The following is a 19,720-nucleotide window of genomic DNA, read 5'->3' on the forward strand; positions in this document are numbered from 1 at the left end:
TTTCAACGCCGCTGTTCGACGGCGTTTCAAGGATGGGCGTTTCGCCCATTTTTTTATTTTGCAAAGCATGCACATACATGCACGAGGGGGTTCAGGTGTCGAGCAAGCTAGAAGAGTTGCAGGCCTTGTTGGCCCCGGTGGTCGTGGCCCTGGGCTATGAATGCTGGGGTATTGAGTTTTCGGCTCAAGGTCGCCACTCAATGTTGCGCGTTTATATCGATAAGGAAGGCGGCGTGCTGGTGGACGATTGCGCCATCGTCAGCCGTCAGATCAGCGGTGTGCTGGATGTTGAAGATCCGATATCCGTTGAATACACCCTTGAAGTTTCCTCGCCAGGCATGGAACGCCCACTGTTCACTCTTGAGCAGTTTGCCAAATATGTCGGTGAACAAGTGAAGATCAAGCTGCGCTCGCCTTTTGAAGGACGACGCAACTTTCAGGGCCTTCTGCGCGGTGTAGAAGAACAGGATGTCGTGGTGCAGGTAGATGACCATGAGTTCCTGTTGCCGATCGATATGATCGACAAGGCCAACATTATTCCCAGTTTTGACTGAGACGCGGATCCCGCGGATCCAATGGCTTGCGAAAGGCGAGGCGTACGATGAGCAAAGAAGTACTGCTGGTTGTTGAGTCGGTATCCAATGAAAAGGGCGTACCGGCAAGCGTAATTTTTGAAGCGCTGGAGCTGGCTCTGGCCACTGCTACCAAAAAGCGTTTTGAAGACGAAGTTGATCTGCGTGTGGAAATCAATCGCCACACCGGTTCTTACGAAACTTTCCGTCGCTGGACGGTCGTCGAAGAGAATGATCTCGATGATCCGGCCATTGAAACCTGGCCAAGCAAGGTTGCCGAAACGCATCCTGGCGCCAAGGTTGGTGACGTCGTTGAAGAAAAGATCGAATCCATCGAGTTCGGCCGCATCGCTGCGCAGACCGCCAAGCAGGTCATCGTGCAGAAAGTGCGCGAAGCCGAGCGCGCTCAAGTGGTTGACGCCTATCGCGAGCGCCTGGGAGAAATCATCTCCGGCACCGTGAAGAAAGTGACCCGCGACAACGTGATCGTCGACCTGGGTAATAACGCCGAGGCGTTGCTGGCCCGTGAAGACATCATTTCTCGCGAAACCTTCCGTGTTGGCGTGCGTCTGCGTGCGCTGCTCAAGGAAATCCGCACCGAGAACCGTGGCCCTCAGCTGATCCTGTCGCGTACCGCGCCGGAAATGCTGATCGAGCTGTTCCGTATCGAAGTGCCGGAAATCGCTGAAGGCCTCATCGAAGTCATGGCCGCTTCCCGTGATCCGGGTTCGCGGGCCAAGATTGCCGTCCGTTCCAAGGACAAACGCATCGACCCGCAGGGCGCGTGCATCGGTATGCGCGGTTCGCGCGTCCAGGCCGTGTCGGGCGAGTTGGGTGGCGAGCGTGTCGATATCGTCCTGTGGGACGACAACCCGGCGCAGTTCGTGATCAATGCCATGTCGCCGGCAGAAGTGGCGGCCATCATCGTTGACGAAGATGCCCACGCCATGGACATCGCCGTTGGCGCAGACAATCTGGCTCAGGCCATCGGTCGTGGTGGTCAGAACGTGCGTCTGGCGAGCCAGCTGACTGGCTGGACCCTGAACGTGATGACCGAATCGGACATCCAGGCTAAGCAACAAGCGGAAACCGGCGACATCCTGCGCAACTTCATCGACGAGCTGGAAGTCGACGAAGAGCTGGCTCAGGTGCTGGTAGACGAAGGCTTCACCAGCCTGGAAGAGATTGCCTACGTACCGTTGGAAGAAATGCTCAACATCGACGGCTTTGACGAGGAGATCGTCAACGAGCTTCGCGCTCGTGCCAAGGATCGCTTGTTGACCAAAGCCATCGCTACTGAGGAAAAGCTGGCAGACGCCCATCCGGCCGAAGACCTGCTCTCGCTTGAGGGTATGGACAAGGATTTGGCGATGGAACTGGCGGTGCGCGGCGTAATTACCCGCGAAGACCTGGCCGAGCAGTCTATTGACGACCTGCTCGACATCGACGGCATTGACGATGATCGTGCCGGCAAGTTGATCATGGCCGCCCGAGCCCACTGGTTCGAGTAATTAGGCGCGGCCTGAGGAGAGAAATGCATGACGCAAGTCACGGTGAAACAACTGGCCGATGAGGTCAAAACACCGGTAGAGCGCCTGTTGCAGCAGATGCGTGAGGCAGGTCTGCCGCACACCGCCGCCGAAGAACATGTGACTGACAGTGAGAAGCAATCCCTGCTGACTCACTTGAAGAGCAGCCACAAGGCGAAAGTGGAAGAACCACGCAAGATCACGCTGCAGCGTAAAACCACCAGCACCCTGCGTGTGGCTGGCAGCAAAAGCATCAGCGTTGAAGTCCGCAAGAAGAAAGTTTTCGTACAGCGTAGCCCGGAAGAAATCGAAGCCGAGCGCAAGCGTGAACTGGATGAGCGTCGCGCAGTAGAGAATGCTGCCCGTCAAAAGGCTGAAGAAGAAGCCCGTGTTCGCGCTGAAGAAGAAGCGCGTCGCCAGCCTGCTGCACCGACCGCTTCTGCCGAGCCTGTTGCTGCGCCTGCGCCAGCCGCTGAACCTGTGCGCGAAGCTGCGCCGGTTGTGGCTGCTGCGCCCGCTGCCGACACTCGCAAGCGTGACGAACAGCGCCGTCCGGACAAACCACGTGCCGACGATAACAACCGTCGTGGCGGTGGTGATGGCGAGCGCAAGAATGCTCCGCATCGCGCTTCGGTCAAGGAAAAGGCACCGGCTCCACGTGTGGCGCCACGCACCACCGACGAAGAAAGCGATGGCTTCCGTCGCGGCGGTCGCGGCAAGGCCAAGCTGAAGAAACGCAACGCCCACGGTTTCCAGAGCCCGACCGGCCCTGTCGTGCGTGAAGTGAAGATCGGCGAAACCATCACTGTTGGCGATCTCGCTCAGCAGATGTCGGTGAAGGCTGCTGAAATCATCAAGTTCATGTTCAAACTGGGTACTCCAGCGACCATCAACCAGGTGCTTGATCAGGAAACTGCTCAACTGGTAGCCGAAGAACTGGGCCACAAAGTGACCCTGGTCAGCGACACTGCCCTTGAAGATTCCCTGGCCGAGTCCCTGAAGTTTGAAGGTGAAGCGGTTCCTCGTGCGCCGGTCGTGACCGTAATGGGTCACGTTGACCACGGCAAGACCTCGCTGCTCGACTACATCCGTCGTGCCAAGGTTGCTGCTGGCGAAGCCGGCGGTATTACCCAGCACATTGGTGCTTACCACGTTGAAACCGAACGCGGCATGGTCACCTTCCTCGACACCCCGGGTCACGCCGCGTTTACCGCAATGCGTGCCCGTGGTGCCAAGGCGACCGACATCGTGATCCTGGTGGTTGCGGCGGACGACGGCGTGATGCCACAAACCATCGAAGCTGTTCAGCATGCTCAGGCGGCTGGCGTTCCTCTGGTGGTTGCGGTGAACAAGATCGACAAGCCGGGTGCTGATCTCGATCGCATCCGCAGCGAACTGTCGGCTCACGGCGTGACCTCCGAAGAGTGGGGTGGCGACACTCCATTCGTTCCGGTCTCGGCGAAGATGGGTACCGGCGTCGACGAACTGCTTGAAGCTGTTCTGCTGCAAGCCGAAGTTCTCGAACTGACTGCCACTCCATCGGCCCCTGGCCGTGGTGTCGTGGTTGAATCGCGTCTGGACAAGGGCCGTGGCCCGGTAGCGACTGTTCTGGTTCAGGACGGTACGCTGCGTCAAGGTGACATGGTGCTGGTCGGCTCGAACTACGGCCGTGTACGCGCCATGCTCGACGAGAACGGCAAGCCGATCAAGGAAGCGGGCCCGGCCATTCCGGTCGAGATCCTCGGCCTGGACGGTACGCCTGACGCTGGCGACGAGATGAGCGTGGTTGCCGACGAGAAGAAAGCCCGTGAAGTGGCTCTGTTCCGTCAAGGCAAGTTCCGCGAAGTCAAACTGGCTCGCGCTCACGCCGGCAAGCTGGAAAACATCTTCGAAAGCATGGGTCAGGAAGAGAAGAAGACGCTCAACATCGTCCTCAAATCCGACGTCCGTGGTTCGCTGGAAGCCTTGCAGGGTGCTCTGAACGGCCTGGGCAACGACGAAGTGCAAGTGCGCGTGGTCGGTGGCGGTGTCGGTGGTATCACCGAATCCGACGCCAACCTGGCACTGGCTTCCAACGCTGTACTGTTCGGCTTCAACGTGCGTGCCGATGCCGGCGCACGGAAGATCGTCGAGCAGGAAGGTCTGGACATGCGTTACTACAACGTAATCTACGACATCATCGAAGACGTCAAGAAAGCCCTGACCGGTATGCTTGGCAGCGATGTTCGCGAGAACATCCTCGGTGTGGCCGAAGTACGTGACGTGTTCCGTTCGCCTAAGTTCGGCGCTATCGCCGGCTGCATGGTGATCGAGGGTACCGTCCACCGTAACCGTCCGATCCGCGTACTGCGTGAAGACATCGTTATCTTCGAAGGCGAGCTGGAATCCCTGCGTCGCTTCAAGGATGACGCTTCCGAAGTGCGTGCCGGCATGGAATGCGGTATTGGCGTGAAGAGCTACAACGACGTCAAAGTCGGTGACAAGATCGAAGTCTTCGAGAAGGTTCAGGTTGCTCGCAGCCTCTGACTCGTGCACTTCAAGGGCCACGTCGGGCCGCCGCATGAAAATGCGCGGCACGGCGTCAGGACTCTAAACGCAACGCCCGGTCTGGCTTTTTGTCAGGCCGGGCGTTTGCCGCTTTCAGACCTTGCGGGTTTCACCGCGGGGCAGTAACAGGTAACAAATCATGGCAAAAGAATACAGCCGTACCCAACGAATCGGCGATCAGATGCAGCGTGAGCTGGCCCAGCTGATCCGTCGTGAAGTCAAAGATCCGCGTGTCGGCCTGGTCACCATTACCGCTGTTGATGTCAGCCGTGACGTTGGTCACGCGAAGATCTTCATCACCGTGATGGGGCAGGACAACGCCGAAGATATCGCGCAAAGCATCAAGGTGCTCAATGCTGCCGCCGGTTTCCTGCGCATGCAGCTGGCTCGTGAAATGAAGCTGCGCAGCGTGCCTCAATTGCACTTCCACTACGACGAAAGTGTCGCCCGTGGCGCGCACCTGTCGGCTCTGATCGAGCGAGCGGTGGCCGAAGACAGTCAGCACGAAACTGCTGCACCCGAAGACACCAAGGAGTAACTCGGTGGCTCAGGTCAAACGTATCCGTCGTAACGTCAGTGGCATCATCCTGCTCGACAAGCCGCTGGGGTTTACCTCCAACGCCGCGTTGCAGAAGGTTCGCTGGCTGCTCAACGCCGAGAAGGCCGGTCACACCGGCAGTCTCGACCCACTGGCTACCGGCGTGTTGCCGCTGTGCTTTGGCGAGGCGACCAAGTTCTCGCAGTATCTGCTTGATTCCGACAAGGGTTACGAAACCCTGGCGCAACTGGGCAAGACCACCACCACGGCAGACGCCGAAGGCGAGGTTTTGCAGGAGCGTCCGGTGACCGTTGGTCAGGCCGACATTGAAGCGGTCCTGCCGAAATTTCGCGGTCAAATCAGTCAGATACCGCCGATGTACTCCGCTCTCAAGCGTGATGGCCAGCCGCTGTACAAGCTGGCCCGTGCAGGCGAAGTAGTGGAGCGCGAACCGCGTTCTGTTACTATTGCGCGCTTGGAATTGCTGGCCTTCGAAGGCGATACTGCGCGTCTGGCGGTGGATTGCAGCAAGGGCACCTATATTCGTACCCTGGTGGAGGATATCGGTGAGCAACTCGGTTGTGGTGCATACGTCGCTGAATTGCGCCGTACCCAGGCCGGGCCTTTCACCCTGGCGCAGACCGTGACCCTCGAAGAGCTGGAAGCGGTACATGCCGAAGGCGGCAACGAAGCGGTCGACCGCTTCCTGATGCCATCGGACAGCGGCCTGCAGGATTGGCCACTGCTGCAGTTCTCGGAAGCGAGCGCGTTCTACTGGCTCAACGGCCAGCCGGTACGTGCCCCGGATGCTCCGAAGTTCGGCATGGTGCGGGTACAGGATCATAACGGTCGCTTCATCGGTATCGGTGAAGTGAGCGAAGACGGGCGGATCGCGCCGCGTCGACTGATTCGGTCAGAATGACCGAACGAGTGTGGCTGTTAACAGGCGCGGTCACTACTCATTTATAGATACAGGGATTTGTCCCTGGCCTGTTGAAACCGTTTCTGAAACGGTTTCCTGATAAAAGGATTGCCTCATGGCTCTCGACGTTCAAGAAAAAGCCCAAATCGTAGCTGACTACCAGCAAGCTGTTGGTGACACTGGTTCGCCAGAAGTGCAAGTTGCACTGCTGACCGCCAACATCAACAAACTGCAAGGTCACTTCAAGGCCAACGGTAAAGACCACCACTCCCGTCGTGGTCTGATCCGCATGGTTAACCAGCGTCGCAAGCTGCTGGACTACCTGAAAGGCAAGGACCTGAGCCGTTACAGCGCTCTGATCGCTCGCCTGGGTCTGCGTCGCTAATCAGCGATTGCGCTAGAGGTTGGTTGTCTGTCTTGCGTCAACGGGATTCCCGCTGGCGCATGGCAGGCTCCCAGCCTCAAGTTTTATCTGAACTACCGTTTTACCCGGACAATCAGCGGGCCGATTCCCGACGTTGCCCAAGAATTTCGCAAGAAACCAGTTCCCCCAAGAGCCACAAAGAAGGTAGGACACCGTGAACCCGGTAATCAAAAAATTCCAGTTCGGTCAGTCGACCGTTACCCTCGAGACTGGCCGTATCGCCCGTCAGGCCTCCGGCGCAGTATTGGTCACCGTTGACGACGACGTCAGCGTGTTGGTGACCGTAGTCGGTGCCAAGCAAGCCGATCCGGGCAAGGGCTTCTTCCCTCTGTCCGTTCATTACCAGGAAAAGACTTACGCTGCCGGCAAGATCCCTGGCGGTTTCTTCAAGCGTGAAGGCCGTCCTTCCGAGAAAGAAACCCTGACTTCCCGACTGATCGACCGTCCGATCCGTCCGCTGTTCCCTGAAGGCTTCATGAACGAAGTGCAGGTTGTCTGCACCGTGGTTTCCACCAGCAAGAAGACCGATCCGGACATCGCTGCGATGATCGGTACCTCGGCTGCCCTGGCGATCTCCGGCATTCCGTTCGACGGCCCGATCGGCGCCGCTCGCGTTGCTTTCCACGAAAGCACCGGTTACCTGCTGAACCCGACTTACGAGCAGCAAGCTGCCTCGAGCCTGGACATGGTCGTTGCCGGTACTTCGGACGCTGTACTGATGGTTGAATCGGAAGCCAAAGAGCTGACCGAAGACCAGATGCTGGGCGCGGTACTGTTTGCTCACGACGAGTTCCAGGTCGTGATCAACGCTGTAAAAGAACTGGCTGCCGAAGCTGCCAAGCCAACCTGGACCTGGGCGCCTGCTCCAGAAGCCACCGAGCTGCTGGCCGCTATCCGCTCCGAGTTCGGCGAAGCGATCTCCCAGGCTTACACCATCACCATCAAGGCCGACCGTTATGCGCGTCTGGGCGAGCTGCGTGACCAGGTCGTTGCCAAGCTGTCCGGTGAAGAAGGCCAACCTTCGGCTTCCGACGTCAAAGCCGCTTTCGGCGAAATCGAATACCGCACCGTTCGTGAAAACATCGTAAACGGCAAGCCACGTATCGACGGTCGCGACACCCGCACCGTACGTCCGCTGAACATCGAAGTCGGCGTTCTGCCGAAGACACACGGTTCGGCACTGTTCACCCGTGGCGAAACCCAGGCTCTGGTGGTCGCGACGCTGGGCACCGCCCGTGACGCACAACTGCTGGACACTCTGGAAGGCGAGAAGAAAGACCCGTTCATGCTGCACTACAACTTCCCTCCGTTCTCGGTGGGCGAGTGTGGTCGCATGGGTGGCGCCGGTCGTCGCGAAATCGGTCACGGCCGTCTGGCCCGTCGCTCGGTTTCGGCCATGCTGCCAGCCGCTGACGTATTCCCGTACACCATCCGTGTGGTATCGGAAATCACCGAATCCAACGGTTCGAGCTCGATGGCTTCCGTTTGTGGCGCTTCCCTGGCCCTGATGGACGCCGGTGTTCCGATGAAGGCACCGGTTGCCGGTATCGCCATGGGTCTGGTTAAAGAAGGCGAGAAATTCGCCGTTCTGACCGACATCCTGGGTGACGAAGACCACCTGGGCGACATGGACTTCAAAGTGGCCGGTACCGCCAAAGGTGTGACCGCGCTGCAGATGGACATCAAGATCAAGGGCATCACCGAAGAGATCATGGAAATCGCTCTGGGCCAAGCCCTGGAAGCGCGCCTGAACATCCTCGGCCAGATGAACCAGATCATCGGCCAGTCGCGTACCGAACTGTCGGCCAACGCTCCGACCATGATCGCGATGAAGATCGACACCGACAAGATCCGTGACGTTATCGGTAAAGGTGGCGCGACCATCCGTGCGATCTGCGAAGAGACCAAGGCTTCGATCGACATCGAAGACGACGGCTCGATCAAGATCTTCGGCGAAACCAAGGAAGCGGCTGAAGCAGCACGTCAGCGCGTTCTGGGTATCACCGCAGAAGCCGAGATCGGCAAGATCTACGTCGGCAAGGTTGAGCGCATCGTCGACTTCGGCGCGTTCGTCAACATCCTGCCAGGCAAGGATGGTCTGGTTCACATCTCGATGCTGAGCGACGCTCGCGTAGAAAAAGTGACCGACATCCTGAAAGAAGGCCAGGAAGTGGAAGTGCTGGTACTGGACGTGGACAACCGCGGCCGTATCAAACTGTCCATCAAAGACGTGGCAGCGGCCAAGGCTTCGGGCGTTTAATCACCCGATAGCTTTAGCGCAATAAAAATGCCCCGCCGTGAAAACGGCGGGGCATTTTTTTGTCCGTGAAATATCGAGTCATTCGGCGAAGTTGCCGACCTGCAAGACCAGTGCTAGGTTTAGCCCACCGCCCGTGTAGCTCAGCCGGTAGAGCAGCGCACTCGTAACGCGAAGGTCGCAGGTTCGATTCCTGTCTCGGGCACCACTTCCCCTTATTTCACCTTGCGGCTCAACTCCTCGACGGTCCGCTTGAGCTGATCCATCGCGCGATCCTGATCGTTGAGCTTCTGCTTCAGGCTGGAGATTTCGCTGTTGCTTGAGCTTGAGCTTGAGCTTGAGCTTGAGCTGGAGCCACTGTTGCGCTTGAGGTCTTCGACCTGACGGCCGAGCGTATCGAGCTGGCGCTCCTGTTCCTTGACCTTGCTCTTCAGATCATCAATCTCTCTGCCGCTGGAACTCGAGCTGGAACCGCTGCTGCGTTTGAGCTCTTCGATCTGACGCGACTGATCGTTGACGGTGTCGCGCATCTTTTTCAGTTCATCGACACCGATACCGCTCTTGATTACCACGTCTTTGCCGAAATCGTTGTGAATGGCGGAGATCTCGTCGCCATAGGAAGGGCTGCTGCCACTGAGTTCAACTGCCATTGCACTGGTCAGAGGGGCGAGGGTGCCCAAGAGGACAGTCAAAGCGGTGGCGGACACAACAAGAGAAATCTTCGAAAAGCTGCGCATCACTGGGTTTCCTTGTGAACAGCGAAGGTGAGTGCCGATGTGGCACATGGCTATGACTTGGAAAGGCGATTTATGTTCCCCCGGTCAACTTTTTGTGGGAGAGATGTAAAGACCCGTGTAATTCGCTCGCCAAACGTCCTATATTCGCTGTCTGCATGAGCATCGCCCAGCAGTTTTCAGATGATCCCGAATGGTTCCGAAGGCCGGACAATCCGCGTCAGAGAGATCCTTGATGATCCACATCCATCTTCCATTCTTACGATCAGCGAGAACGCCATGACCGAGTTAACTCAAGAGCAACGCCACGAACAAGCGCTGGAAAAGTACAAGCTTGATGCGCCTGAGCTGATGGACGAGATCAAGGATCTCAGTCCCGATGATCAGAAGGACCAGATTCAGTGGGCGTTCGAAGACGAAGCCGAAGCCCAGGGCCTGCAACCTTGGGAGTTGACCCTCAAGTACACCAGCACGCCTGAGGAGTTCGAGGCCAAACGCCTGGAACTGCACAAGGAAGCGGCCGAAGTGTTGGGCGTCGAGTGGGATGAATATTGCGAGATGAACAATCTGGTGGTCTGAAACAAAAACGCCAGCCTCGAAAGGGCTGGCGTTTTTTATTGTGCGCTCGAATCAGAGGCTCAGGCGCATCGACAGGTCGACGGCCTTCACGTCCTTGGTCATCGCACCGATCGAGATGTAATCCACCCCGGTCTGTGCAATCGGCAACAGCGTGCTTTCGTTGATGCCGCCGCTGGCTTCCAGTTTCGCCTTGCCGCCGTTCAGGAGCACGGCTTCGCGCATGTCGTCCAGGCTCAGTTCGTCGAGCATGATGATGTCGGCGCCGGCCGCCAGGGCCTCCTTCAACTCTTCCAGGCTTTCCACTTCGACTTCCACCGGTTTGCCCGGTGCGATCTTGTGCGCTGCCGCAATGGCCTGAGGAATTCCGCCGCTGGCGGCGATGTGGTTTTCCTTGATCAGGAACGCGTCATAGAGACCGATGCGATGGTTATGGCAACCGCCGCAAGTCACCGCGTATTTCTGTGCCAGACGCAGACCCGGCAGGGTCTTGCGGGTATCGAGCAGTTTCACCCCGGTTTCGCCCACGAAGTCAGCAAGGTATTGCGCGCGGGTGGCCACACCGGACAGCAATTGCAGGAAGTTCAGAGCGCTGCGTTCACCGGTCAGCAGCGAGCGGGCCGGGCCTTCCAGGTGAAACAACGGCTGATTGGGCGAAACCCGTTCGCCATCGCGCACCTGCCAGTGCACCGCGACTCGCGGATCAAGCTGACGGAACACCGTATCGACCCAGGCTGTCCCGCAGATCACGGCGGCGTCACGGGTGATGATGGTGGCTTTGGCCAGGCGTTCGGCCGGGATCAATTGCGCGGTGATGTCGCCGCTGCCGATGTCTTCGAGCAACGCACGGCGCACGTTGGCTTCGATTTCGGCGGTCAAATCGGCGAGACGTAGATTCGGCATAACGGGCTCCACAAACTAAGTGGCCCGATTATAGGGGCATGGCACGGGCCAACCCAAGGCGAGAACCGCGCGGCTGCCTGCATCTGGTCGATTCCATGGAGCGAAAGCCGTTGGGCGGCGGTCACTCAAGGGTGCGCCCGTCTAGGGGAAACCCTGACGCCTCTGGCGCCGGAGACAACTTTTGCAAGATAATCCGCCTTGCATTTGACGCCATGTCTTTGACGTCGGCAAATCACCGTTTCAGGAGGCTTGGATGCACAACGACGGGAACGTAGTGCCTTTGCACAAGGCTGCTACCGATCAGGCGAACCACTCGCCGCTCGCCCGCCTGCCTGTGATTCTGCTTCAGGTTCGCGACAAGGCTGCACAACGCCTGCGCAACGGCCTGCAGGAACTGTTCGATAACGCCGACGACACTCTGTTCGAAATGGCCGACCGGGCGCGCAACGACGTCGAGCAGAACATCTTTTTCGAAGCCATGCGCGACCTGCGCCTCAAGCGCAAGAACATCGAGCGCGGCTTTCTCGAGCAATACTTCGAGGCCTTTGTCGGTCTCATTCAATCCGATCCTGCCCAAAACGTCGTTTCGCATGCATTGCAGTACGAAGACGCCACGCCGCGTACCGACGACATGGAGCGCAACGTAGCCATCGAGACCATGGTGGGTCGGGTGCTCAACCGCGACGGTCTTGCACTCGATCAGTTGACCGCTCGGCTCAATGCATTGCTGGGTAAATCCCTCGATGATCGCCACAACCCGCTGGGGCCGGCGATGCTCTGCGAGTATTTCCTCCAGGCCGGGCGCAATCTGGGGGTGGAGATCAAGGTCAAGCTGATTCTGCTCAAACTGTTCGAGCGCTATGTACTGGCTGATACCGCTCAGTTGTTCGCTGAAGCCAATCAACTGCTGGTGGCCACCGGTGTGTTGCCCGAACTGAAACCGGCCCCTTCGCGCCGGGTCAGGGATCATGCTGTGGCCAGCGTGGACGGCGAGTTTGACGATCTCGATCAGGCGCCAGCGGACGCCGGTGTACAGGAGGTTTTTGCCGCACTTCAGGAGTTGTTGTCACACCTGCGCGGCAGTGTGGCGCCGACTCTGGAGCCCAGCGCGGCGACCCTGCCGATTTCCACCCGCGATCTGTTGCGCCTGCTGTCGCACTTGCAGCAATACGTGCCGGCGCTGGCGGGGCAGGAAGACTTCGACCTGCGCAACCAGCTTGAACAACTGCTGACCCGGGTCAGTGTGAAAAGCGGCAAATCCCGGGTCGTCGGAGAGGCCGACGAGGATGTGATCAACCTCGTCGCCATGGTCTTCGACTGCATTCTCGACGATCGCAATCTGCCGGACTCCCTCAAGGCGTTGATCGCCCGGCTGCAGATTCCCATGTTGAAAGTCGCAGTGATCGACAAGAGCTTTTTCAGCCGCAGCAGTCATCCGGCACGCCGCCTGCTCAATGAAATCGCCGAAGCGGCCATGGGCTGGGGCGAGTGCGACGGCGATGCACGGGGCAGCCTGTACTTGCGCATCGAGCAAGTGGTACAGCGGCTGCTGACGGATTTCGTTGATGACCCGGCGATCTTCTCCGAACTGCTGGCGGACTTCCTAACGTTCACCAGCGATGAACGTCGCCGCAGTGAACTGCTTGAGCAACGCCTGCGCGACGCTGAAGAGGGCCGGGCGAAAACCGAGCTGGCGCGTGTCTGCGTCGAACAAGCGATGACCCGGGCGCTGCTGGGCAAAGTCCTGCCACCGTCGGTGGTAGCCTTCGTGCAGACGGCCTGGAGCAAAGTGTTGCTGCTGACCTGTCTCAAGCACGGCGATCAGTCCGCCGAATGGCAGGCCGATGTGCAGACCATGGAACAATTGATCTGGAGTGTGCAGCGTCACGCCGAGGCTGACGCGGGCCTGCGCTTGCTGACGCTGGTGCCGGGGTTGCTCAAATCGTTGCGTGACGGGTTGAGCAGCTCGGCCTTCGACCCGTTTGCCACCAGCGAGTTTTTCAGTGAGCTGGAGGGGCTGCATGTGCGCTTGCTCGAAACGCCGGCAGTGGATCAGTGCGAATTGCCACCGATGATCGAGGTTTCCCGGGCCATCGTTTTGCAGACCGCTGACGAGGCCGCCCTCACCCTGACCCCGGAGCGCTTGCCGGCCGACGACGCGAGCCTGCGCCAGGTCGATCAGCTGCGCCTGGGCAGCTGGGTGGCGTTCGAGGAGGATGACGAGCACGTCTTGCGCTGCAAACTGGCGGCGATCGTTCAGGCCACCGGCAAGTACGTATTCGTCGATCGCACCGGGATGAAGGTCCAGGAGCGCAACCGGCTCGCCCTGGCCATGGAGTTCCGCCGGGGCACGGTGCGGGCTCTGGACGATACCTTGCTGTTCGACCGCGCGCTGGAGTCGGTGCTCGGCAATCTGCGACGGCTCAATAACGGCAAGTGATCGCGCGTCGGGGGTCGATCGCGGCATACTGGGCGCCAACACAGTCGGCGTTGAAGGAATCGGTATGCAGTTGGATCCCGCAAGCGGGTGGTGTCATGGGGTGCAGGTCTGCCCATCGCCCAACTTCAATGAACGCCCGGCGGGCGAAGTTTCGCTGTTGGTCATCCACAACATCAGCCTGCCGCCGGCGCAGTTCGCCACCGGTAAGGTGCAGGAATTTTTCCAGAATCGTCTGGATGTCACGGAGCATCCTTACTTTGCCGGGATTGCCGACCTGCGCGTCTCCGCGCATTTCCTGATCGAACGTGACGGCAAGGTCACCCAGTTTGTCTCCTGTCTCGAGCGGGCGTGGCATGCGGGTGTGTCGATTTTTGAAGGCCGCGAAACCTGTAACGATTTTTCCGTGGGCATCGAGCTCGAAGGCACTGATGATCTGCCATTTACCGATGCGCAGTATCAGGCCTTGATCACGCTGACCCGTCAGTTGCAAACAGCATTTCCGGCTATCACCGGCGCTCGTATCTGCGGGCACAGCGACATCGCACCCGGGCGCAAGACCGATCCTGGCCCGGCATTCGATTGGGCACGCTACCGCGCAGCCCTGGCACAAGAGGAAGGACAATGAGTTTTCTGGTGTTACTGCTGGCGGTCTGGGTCGAGAAGTTTTCGGCCCTGCGCCATCGGGTTCAACGCGATGGCGGATGGATCCGCGAACTGCACAAGCTTGAAAGTGGCAATCTGGCAAAACGGCCATGGCTGGTGCTGGTCATTCTGGTGTTGTTGCCGGTGGCCTTGCTGGGGCTGCTGCTGGTGGTGCTGGAGCCGGTTGCCTATGGCCTGTTGGCCCTGCCGGTGCATTTGCTGGTGGTGATTTACAGCCTGGGGCGGGGAGATCTGCTCGGCGGCCTCGGACCGTTCCGTGACGCCTGGCGCCGTGAGGATCTGCAAGCCGCTGCACATGTGGCCAAGCGCGATCTGGATATCTGCGCCGAGAGCGGCGAGCAACTGCTGGAGCAGGTACAGCAGCATCTGTTGTGGCAGGCGTACCAGAGTTTTTTCGCAGTGATTTTCTGGTACTTCCTGCTCGGTCCAGTCGCCGCCCTGAGCTATCGCCTGCTGGCCCTGGCAGAAGAGAACGCGCAAAACCCGGCGCTGGCCGAGCGGGCAGGGCAATTGCGGCACGCCTTCGACTGGGTGCCGGTGCGCCTGTTGGCAGCAAGTCTCGCGCTGGTCGGCAACTTTGTCGCGGTCAGCCGGATCATGCTGCATGAGCTGTTGAACTGGAACATCAGCGCCGCGCAACTGATCAACAAGGTCGGCCTGGCCGCCGGAGAGATTCCGCCTGCCGTCGTCGGCCCGGAAGGCATCAACACCCTCGATTGCCTGTGGGAGCTGCTGCTGCGTGCTGCGGTGTTGTGGTACGCCGGGTTTGCCCTGTGGACCGTCCTGATCCACTGATGCCTGCCTGAAGATCAATATGTCGCCCGAACGCAGCCCGCGTCCGGGCGATCTTTGCCGTTAACCTTAAGTTACAAAACCTCCCTTCGATTTGAGCTATACAGAGATAGCGCCCGATAGTGGCTATCTGCTGTCGCCCCGCGCCTGCCAATAAAAACAAGAAAAAACCAAGGGAGACTTCCAGTGAAGAGCTTGCTCTATCCCGCCGTCTCGCTGATGAACCGTCTGAGCTTCGGTATGAAGTTCAGCCTGATCAGCGTGCTGTTCCTGGTACCGATGCTGGTTACCAATTTCTATCTGGTGCGCGATTCCTATCGCGAATTCCAGGGCACTCGGGTGGAGTTGCAAAGCCTCGACCTGCTGGGCAGCAGCCTGACCCTGCGTCGGGATCTGGAAACCCTCAATAACCTGGTGCAGATCAACGTCACCCTCGGCCAGTCGGGCAAGGCCGGCAATGTCGAGTCGCAAATCACCGGTCTGGAGCAAAGCGTCCTGGCGCGCCTGCAGGGGCTCGCGGCCATGACCGACGACCCCGAGCAAATCAAGGTCTTCGATGCCAAGCGCGATGAAATGATTGCCGCGTTCAAGGCCCAGCAAGCTGAAAACTCCCTGCAAAGCAAAAGCGCGCTGATCGGCAAGCTGCTGGGCAGTGCACAGATCTTCAGCCAGATCATCGCCAGCCAGGCCGGCCTGAGCCGCGACACTCAGAGCGACATCCGCCAACTCAGCGAGCTGGTCACAGCCATCACACCAGCCATCACTCAGACCCTCGGCGAAGGCCGGGCCATGGGCTCCTTCTCGTTGGGGCAGGGGTTTCTCAACAGTTCCTCCAGCACTCGGTTCGATGAACTGCTGGCGCAGATCGAAAAGCTTCAGGGCGAATACGGGCTGAAACTGCAGGACGCGCTGGGTTCGAGCAAGGCTGCGCGTGACTCGCTGAGCCCCGCGGCCGATGCCAGCAAGGCGTCGCTGAAACAGGCCAGCGAAGTGTTTGAAGAACAAGTGGTGGTGGCCGAGACACTCGATGCCCCATGGCAGGCTTTCTACGATCAGATCACCGGGCTGATGGATCGCACCTATCAGCTCAACGAAGCCACCCTGAAATTTCTCGATACCCAGTTGCAGCAACGTCTGGCGCAGAACCGTACGCACATGGTGTTGCAAGCCGTGGCGCTGTCGGTGGTATTCGTGCTGATCTTCTACCTCTATGGCGGCTTCTACGCCTCGACCCGCAATACGCTAAAACGTCTTGGCGCGATGATGGACAGAGTCGCGGCCGGGGATATGACAGTCAACTTCGTGGCCCATAGCCGCGATGAACTGGGCGAACTGGGCGAGGTGTTCAATGGCACGGTGCGCAAGATCCATGACTTGATCGAGCGGGTCGGTCATACCGTCGGGGAGGTCGAGCGTCAGGCCGGGCAAGTGGAAAACGTTTCGGCGCAAAGCAATCAGGCGGTGGCCGGACAGCGCAGCCAGATCGAGCAGGTGGCCACGGCCATGAACCAGATGTCGGCGACCTCGCAGGAAGTGGCACGCAGTGCGGCGGCTGCAGTGAGCAGCGCCCACAGCGTCAACGACGAAACCATCAACGGACGTGGTCTGGTGGAGTCGCAGCAGGGCAGCATCGCGGCACTGGCCAGTGAGATCGATCAGTCGGTGCGGGTGATCAATCAGTTGGCCAGCGACAGTCAGTCGATCAGCCGGGTGCTGGAGGTGATCAAGAGCATCGCCGAGCAGACCAATCTGCTGGCCCTCAACGCGGCGATCGAAGCGGCGCGGGCCGGTGAGCAGGGCCGGGGTTTTGCGGTGGTGGCGGACGAAGTACGGACGCTGGCCAAACGTACTCAGCAATCGACCGAAGAAATCGAGCAGATGATCGCCAGGCTTCACGGCGGGGTCGGTGCAGCAGTGAAGGCCATGGGTGTCAGTCATTCGATGGCCAACGGTACGGTCGGACAGTCGGAAAAGGTCCAGCAGGCGCTGGAAAACATCCTCGGTGCGGTAGGAATGATCGTCGACCAGAACCAGCAGATCGCCGCAGCCGTAGAGCAGCAGACCGCTGTGGCCCATGACATCGACCAGAACATTGTCGAGATCAACCGCGCCGGTGAACGCACGGCCGAAGGGGCCTGTCAGACCGAAAACGCCAGTCGCGCCCTGTCGGCTCAGGTGGTTGAGTTGAAGCAGTTGATCAGCGCCTTCCGGGTTTAATCAGCCTGCCTCTCGCGAGGCAGGTTTGTCGGAATAATTTGTAGTACTTCTTTGCTTACATTTGTAAGCAATTTCCTGATTTCCTCCGTGCCCTGATTTTTCGTCTTCAATGGATCAAGATCACACCAACTGACCGTTTGGAGGAGGCCACACATGTCTGTTGCAACCCTGGGAGTCCAGGGCCGCTGTGCCCATTGCCAGACCACGTTGCTGCTCAAACCCTGGCAACTCAATGCCATCGCGATCAATGAACCGTTCACCTGTGCTCACTGCGAGAAAGCCCTGGAGCTGCGCTGCCCGAAACAGATCAGACGTTTCAGATCCCTCGATTCGCTGGGCTGGTTGCGCTTCAGTGCTTCGTTGACGGTGTGTACTGCGTTGCTGGTGGCGCTGGTGATGGAATGGATCGGGCTGCTCAACGTGACCGAGCAGTTGAATGCTTCACTGATCGTGGTTTTCGTCTACTTCGCGCTGATGCGTTTTGTTCACCATCGCCAGCACATGACCCTGACGCTCGACGCGGTGAAGGCCCACGGCGAATGACTACCAGCCGAACACTTCGCGGCAGTTGGCGGTGCTGGCCTCGGCAAGTTGTTCTGCGCTGATACTCATCAATCCCGCAAGCGCGTTGCAGATCGCCGGAAGATGCGCCGGTGTGTTGCGCAGGCCAGGGTACATGGCGGGTGCCATGTCCGGTGAGTCGGTTTCCAGCACCACCGAGCCCAGCGGTAAATCCGCCAGTACTCGATGCATACGCAAGGCCTGAGGCCAGGTCGGCGCGCCGCCGAGACCGAGTTTGAAACCGAGTTTGATGTATTCCCGCGCCTCTTCACGGCTGCCGGCGAAGGCGTGGATGATGCCGGCGCGTTTGAGTCTGAATCGCTTGAGCGTGGCAATCACCGCCGCATGGCTGCGCCGCACGTGGATCAACGCCGGTAACTCGAAATCCGCCGCCAACTGCAGTTGTGCGTCGAACAGCACCTGCTGGCGTTCGCGGTCGAGAGTTTCGATGAAGTAATCCAGTCCGATTTCGCCGACGGCGCACAGCTGTTGATGACCGCGCAGCCGTGTCAGCCAATCGCCCAGCGCAAGCAAGTCTTGCGGCCGATGCTGATCCAGATACACCGGGTGCAGTCCGAAAGCCGCGTACAGCTCAGGATCGCTCTGCACCAGATCCCACACCCGCTGCCAGTTGGATTCGCAGACCCCCAGCACCACCATCCGCCGCACGCCGAGGGCACGGCTTTCGGCCAGCAACGCCGCACGGTCGGCGTCGAAGTCGGGAAAGTCCAGATGGGTGTGGCTGTCGATCAGCTCCACGGTTCAGTCCCGGTGAATACGCTGCTTGAAGGTACGGGCGATGGCCTGCACGCCAGGCTGGTAATCCGATTGCTCGACCGCTGCCAGCGCCAGTGCCAGGGCCTTGTCGGCGATCAACTGGTGCTGCTGGGCCATGGCGTTGACCGGCAGTGGCAGGAAGTCCAGCAACTGGGTGTCGCCAAATGTGCCGAGGCGCAGCGGGCGGGATTTGAGCGGGAAGTCATGCAGCGCATCGAATACACCCTGCAACAGCACATAGGACGTGGTCACCAGCGCATCCGGCAAATGCCCGAGGCGTTGCAGGAGTTCTTCCATCAATTGCTTGCCGCATTCGCGGCTGAAGGACTCGGCGTGCTCGATCAGCACTTCGCCCTTGAAGCCGGCAAGGGCTTGTTTGAAACCGGCGGCACGTTCCTGGCTGATGCTCAGTTCCGGGCGGGCACCCAGCAGCACGATCTGTTTCGGCTGCGGGTCGAGCAGGCTTTCGGTCAGGTGCAGGCTGGCCTCGCGGTCGTCGCTGACCACCGAGCAGAAATGCTCGGGGTCCATCACCCGGTCGATGGCGATGACCGGCAAACCCTTGGCCTGCAACTGGCGGTAGCTGTCATCACCGGCCGGCAGGCAACTGGCGACGATCAGCGCATCGCAACGCCGGGCGCGGAACAGTTGCAGCAGTTGCCGCTCGCTGTCCGGTGCATCGTCGGAGCTGGCGATCAGCAACTGATAACCGCGAGCCCTGGCACCTTGTTCCAACAGCTTGGCGATCCGCGCGTAACTGGGGTTTTCCAGATCCGGCAGGATAAAACCCAGGGTCCGGGTATGCCGGCTGCGCAGCCCGGCCGCCTGTGGATTGGGCGTAAAGCCGTGCTGATCGACCACCGCCCGCACCCGCTCGACAGTCGCGGTGCTGATGCGTTGCTGTTCGGCCTTGCCGTTGATGACGTAGCTGGCGGTGGTCACGGACACTCCGGCCAACCGCGCGATATCACTGAGTTTCAACCCGGGATTTCCTTGTTTTTTCGAGCTTGCCGCGACATTTTCGCCAATCCTACCCGATTCAGGCAGGCGACCATTGTCTCAGCGCATCCGACAAGTTGGACTTCAAGGATGGGACATTATCGAGTAACGTGCCGATCAATCTAGATTAAACGTTTCAGCAAGCGTATTTTCTACGTTTTAGACGCCTTTGGCCGGTTCTGCCGTGAAACCGCCAAAACTGCCTCCTGAAAGGGAAGCCTACAAGCGCCTAAGCTGCAACCATTCAAAACAATACCTGGCGCATCAAC

At 59.3% G+C, this 19,720-nt stretch carries 17 protein-coding genes, 1 tRNA gene and 1 pseudogene; 15 read left to right on the forward strand and 4 right to left on the reverse strand.

Translation table 11 applies throughout. The features are described from left to right. The first annotated feature begins 95 nt into the window (after nt 1–95). The 8 genes from rimP (at nt 96) to ACSPX5_RS27845 (ending at nt 8,997) form a co-directional block, all read left to right on the forward strand. Complete coding sequence (gene rimP, locus ACSPX5_RS27810; RefSeq protein ID WP_039769696.1) at nt 96–554, forward strand: ribosome maturation factor RimP; 459 nt, start codon at nt 96–98, stop codon at nt 552–554. A gap of 47 nt (nt 555–601) precedes the next feature. Next, nucleotides 602–2,083, forward strand: a complete 1,482-nt coding sequence (gene nusA, locus ACSPX5_RS27815; RefSeq protein ID WP_169428808.1) for a transcription termination factor NusA — start codon at nt 602–604, stop codon at nt 2,081–2,083. Between the two features lie 27 nt (nt 2,084–2,110). Continuing rightward, the gene (gene infB / locus ACSPX5_RS27820) at nt 2,111–4,627 is read left to right on the forward strand and encodes a translation initiation factor IF-2 (protein WP_169428809.1); all 2,517 of its coding nucleotides are present in this window, start codon (nt 2,111–2,113) and stop codon (nt 4,625–4,627) included. A 160-nt stretch (nt 4,628–4,787) separates the two neighbouring features. Next, on the forward strand, nt 4,788–5,186 hold the full coding sequence (rbfA, locus tag ACSPX5_RS27825; RefSeq protein WP_085698395.1) for a 30S ribosome-binding factor RbfA: 399 nt from the start codon (nt 4,788–4,790) through the stop codon (nt 5,184–5,186). A 4-nt stretch (nt 5,187–5,190) separates the two neighbouring features. Then, complete coding sequence (gene truB, locus ACSPX5_RS27830) at nt 5,191–6,108, forward strand: tRNA pseudouridine(55) synthase TruB (RefSeq protein WP_007953739.1); 918 nt, start codon at nt 5,191–5,193, stop codon at nt 6,106–6,108. Between the two features lie 115 nt (nt 6,109–6,223). Next, entirely contained in the window at nt 6,224–6,493 is a 270-nt protein-coding gene (rpsO, locus tag ACSPX5_RS27835; RefSeq protein ID WP_085698397.1) for a 30S ribosomal protein S15, read from the forward strand. A 193-nt stretch (nt 6,494–6,686) separates the two neighbouring features. Next, a complete protein-coding gene (gene pnp, locus ACSPX5_RS27840; RefSeq protein WP_007953735.1) occupies nt 6,687–8,792 on the forward strand; it encodes a polyribonucleotide nucleotidyltransferase in 2,106 nt (701 codons plus the stop codon). A 129-nt stretch (nt 8,793–8,921) separates the two neighbouring features. Continuing rightward, a tRNA-Thr gene (locus tag ACSPX5_RS27845) sits at nt 8,922–8,997 on the forward strand. A 7-nt stretch (nt 8,998–9,004) separates the two neighbouring features. Here the strand turns inward: ACSPX5_RS27845 and ACSPX5_RS27850 are convergent. Beyond that, nucleotides 9,005–9,526 (reverse strand): hypothetical protein, encoded by a 522-nt coding sequence (locus ACSPX5_RS27850; RefSeq protein WP_439822057.1) that lies wholly within the window; start codon nt 9,524–9,526, stop codon nt 9,005–9,007. 276 nt (nt 9,527–9,802) lie between these two features. Here ACSPX5_RS27850 and ACSPX5_RS27855 point away from each other — a divergent pair, with 276 nt between their 5' ends. Continuing rightward, complete coding sequence (locus tag ACSPX5_RS27855; RefSeq protein ID WP_085685841.1) at nt 9,803–10,102, forward strand: DUF6388 family protein; 300 nt, start codon at nt 9,803–9,805, stop codon at nt 10,100–10,102. Between the two features lie 51 nt (nt 10,103–10,153). On the opposite strand, the gene nadC is transcribed toward ACSPX5_RS27855, so the two are convergent. Then, complete coding sequence (gene nadC / locus ACSPX5_RS27860; protein ID WP_323160058.1) at nt 10,154–11,002, reverse strand: carboxylating nicotinate-nucleotide diphosphorylase; 849 nt, start codon at nt 11,000–11,002, stop codon at nt 10,154–10,156. A gap of 253 nt (nt 11,003–11,255) precedes the next feature. On the opposite strand from nadC, the gene ACSPX5_RS27865 reads away from it, so the two are divergent. From ACSPX5_RS27865 to ACSPX5_RS27890, 6 genes and pseudogenes are all read left to right on the forward strand, one after another. Then, nucleotides 11,256–13,442 (forward strand): DUF1631 domain-containing protein, encoded by a 2,187-nt coding sequence (locus tag ACSPX5_RS27865; RefSeq protein WP_323160057.1) that lies wholly within the window; start codon nt 11,256–11,258, stop codon nt 13,440–13,442. A 64-nt stretch (nt 13,443–13,506) separates the two neighbouring features. Next, nucleotides 13,507–14,067, forward strand: coding sequence for a 1,6-anhydro-N-acetylmuramyl-L-alanine amidase AmpD (gene ampD, locus ACSPX5_RS27870; RefSeq protein ID WP_169428813.1), 561 nt, complete (start codon nt 13,507–13,509; stop codon nt 14,065–14,067). Next, on the forward strand, nt 14,064–14,900 hold the full coding sequence (ampE, locus tag ACSPX5_RS27875; RefSeq protein ID WP_323160056.1) for a regulatory signaling modulator protein AmpE: 837 nt from the start codon (nt 14,064–14,066) through the stop codon (nt 14,898–14,900). Before ampD ends, ampE begins: the two co-directional genes overlap by 4 nt. A gap of 1,152 nt (nt 14,901–16,052) precedes the next feature. Continuing rightward, a pseudogene (locus ACSPX5_RS27880) lies at nt 16,053–16,256 on the forward strand (HAMP domain-containing protein); the annotation flags it as partial. Between the two features lie 153 nt (nt 16,257–16,409). Beyond that, nucleotides 16,410–17,114 carry a methyl-accepting chemotaxis protein gene (locus ACSPX5_RS27885; RefSeq protein WP_432760323.1) on the forward strand — a complete coding sequence of 235 codons (705 nt, stop codon included), beginning with the start codon at nt 16,410–16,412 and terminating at the stop codon, nt 17,112–17,114. A 153-nt stretch (nt 17,115–17,267) separates the two neighbouring features. Further along, on the forward strand, nt 17,268–17,657 hold the full coding sequence (locus ACSPX5_RS27890) for a hypothetical protein (RefSeq protein WP_169428816.1): 390 nt from the start codon (nt 17,268–17,270) through the stop codon (nt 17,655–17,657). Here the strand turns inward: ACSPX5_RS27890 and ACSPX5_RS27895 are convergent, their stop codons facing one another. Both ACSPX5_RS27895 and cra read right to left on the reverse strand, forming a co-directional pair. Continuing rightward, complete coding sequence (locus ACSPX5_RS27895; protein ID WP_439820663.1) at nt 17,658–18,434, reverse strand: TatD family hydrolase; 777 nt, start codon at nt 18,432–18,434, stop codon at nt 17,658–17,660. Between the two features lie 3 nt (nt 18,435–18,437). Beyond that, nucleotides 18,438–19,433, reverse strand: coding sequence for a catabolite repressor/activator (gene cra, locus ACSPX5_RS27900; protein WP_169428818.1), 996 nt, complete (start codon nt 19,431–19,433; stop codon nt 18,438–18,440). Between the last annotated feature and the right edge of the window lie 287 nt (nt 19,434–19,720).

Origin of the sequence: Pseudomonas sp. HLG18, from assembly GCF_051903985.1 — a bacterium.
Taxonomy (GTDB): Bacteria; Pseudomonadota; Gammaproteobacteria; order Pseudomonadales; family Pseudomonadaceae; genus Aquipseudomonas; species Aquipseudomonas fluorescens_BT.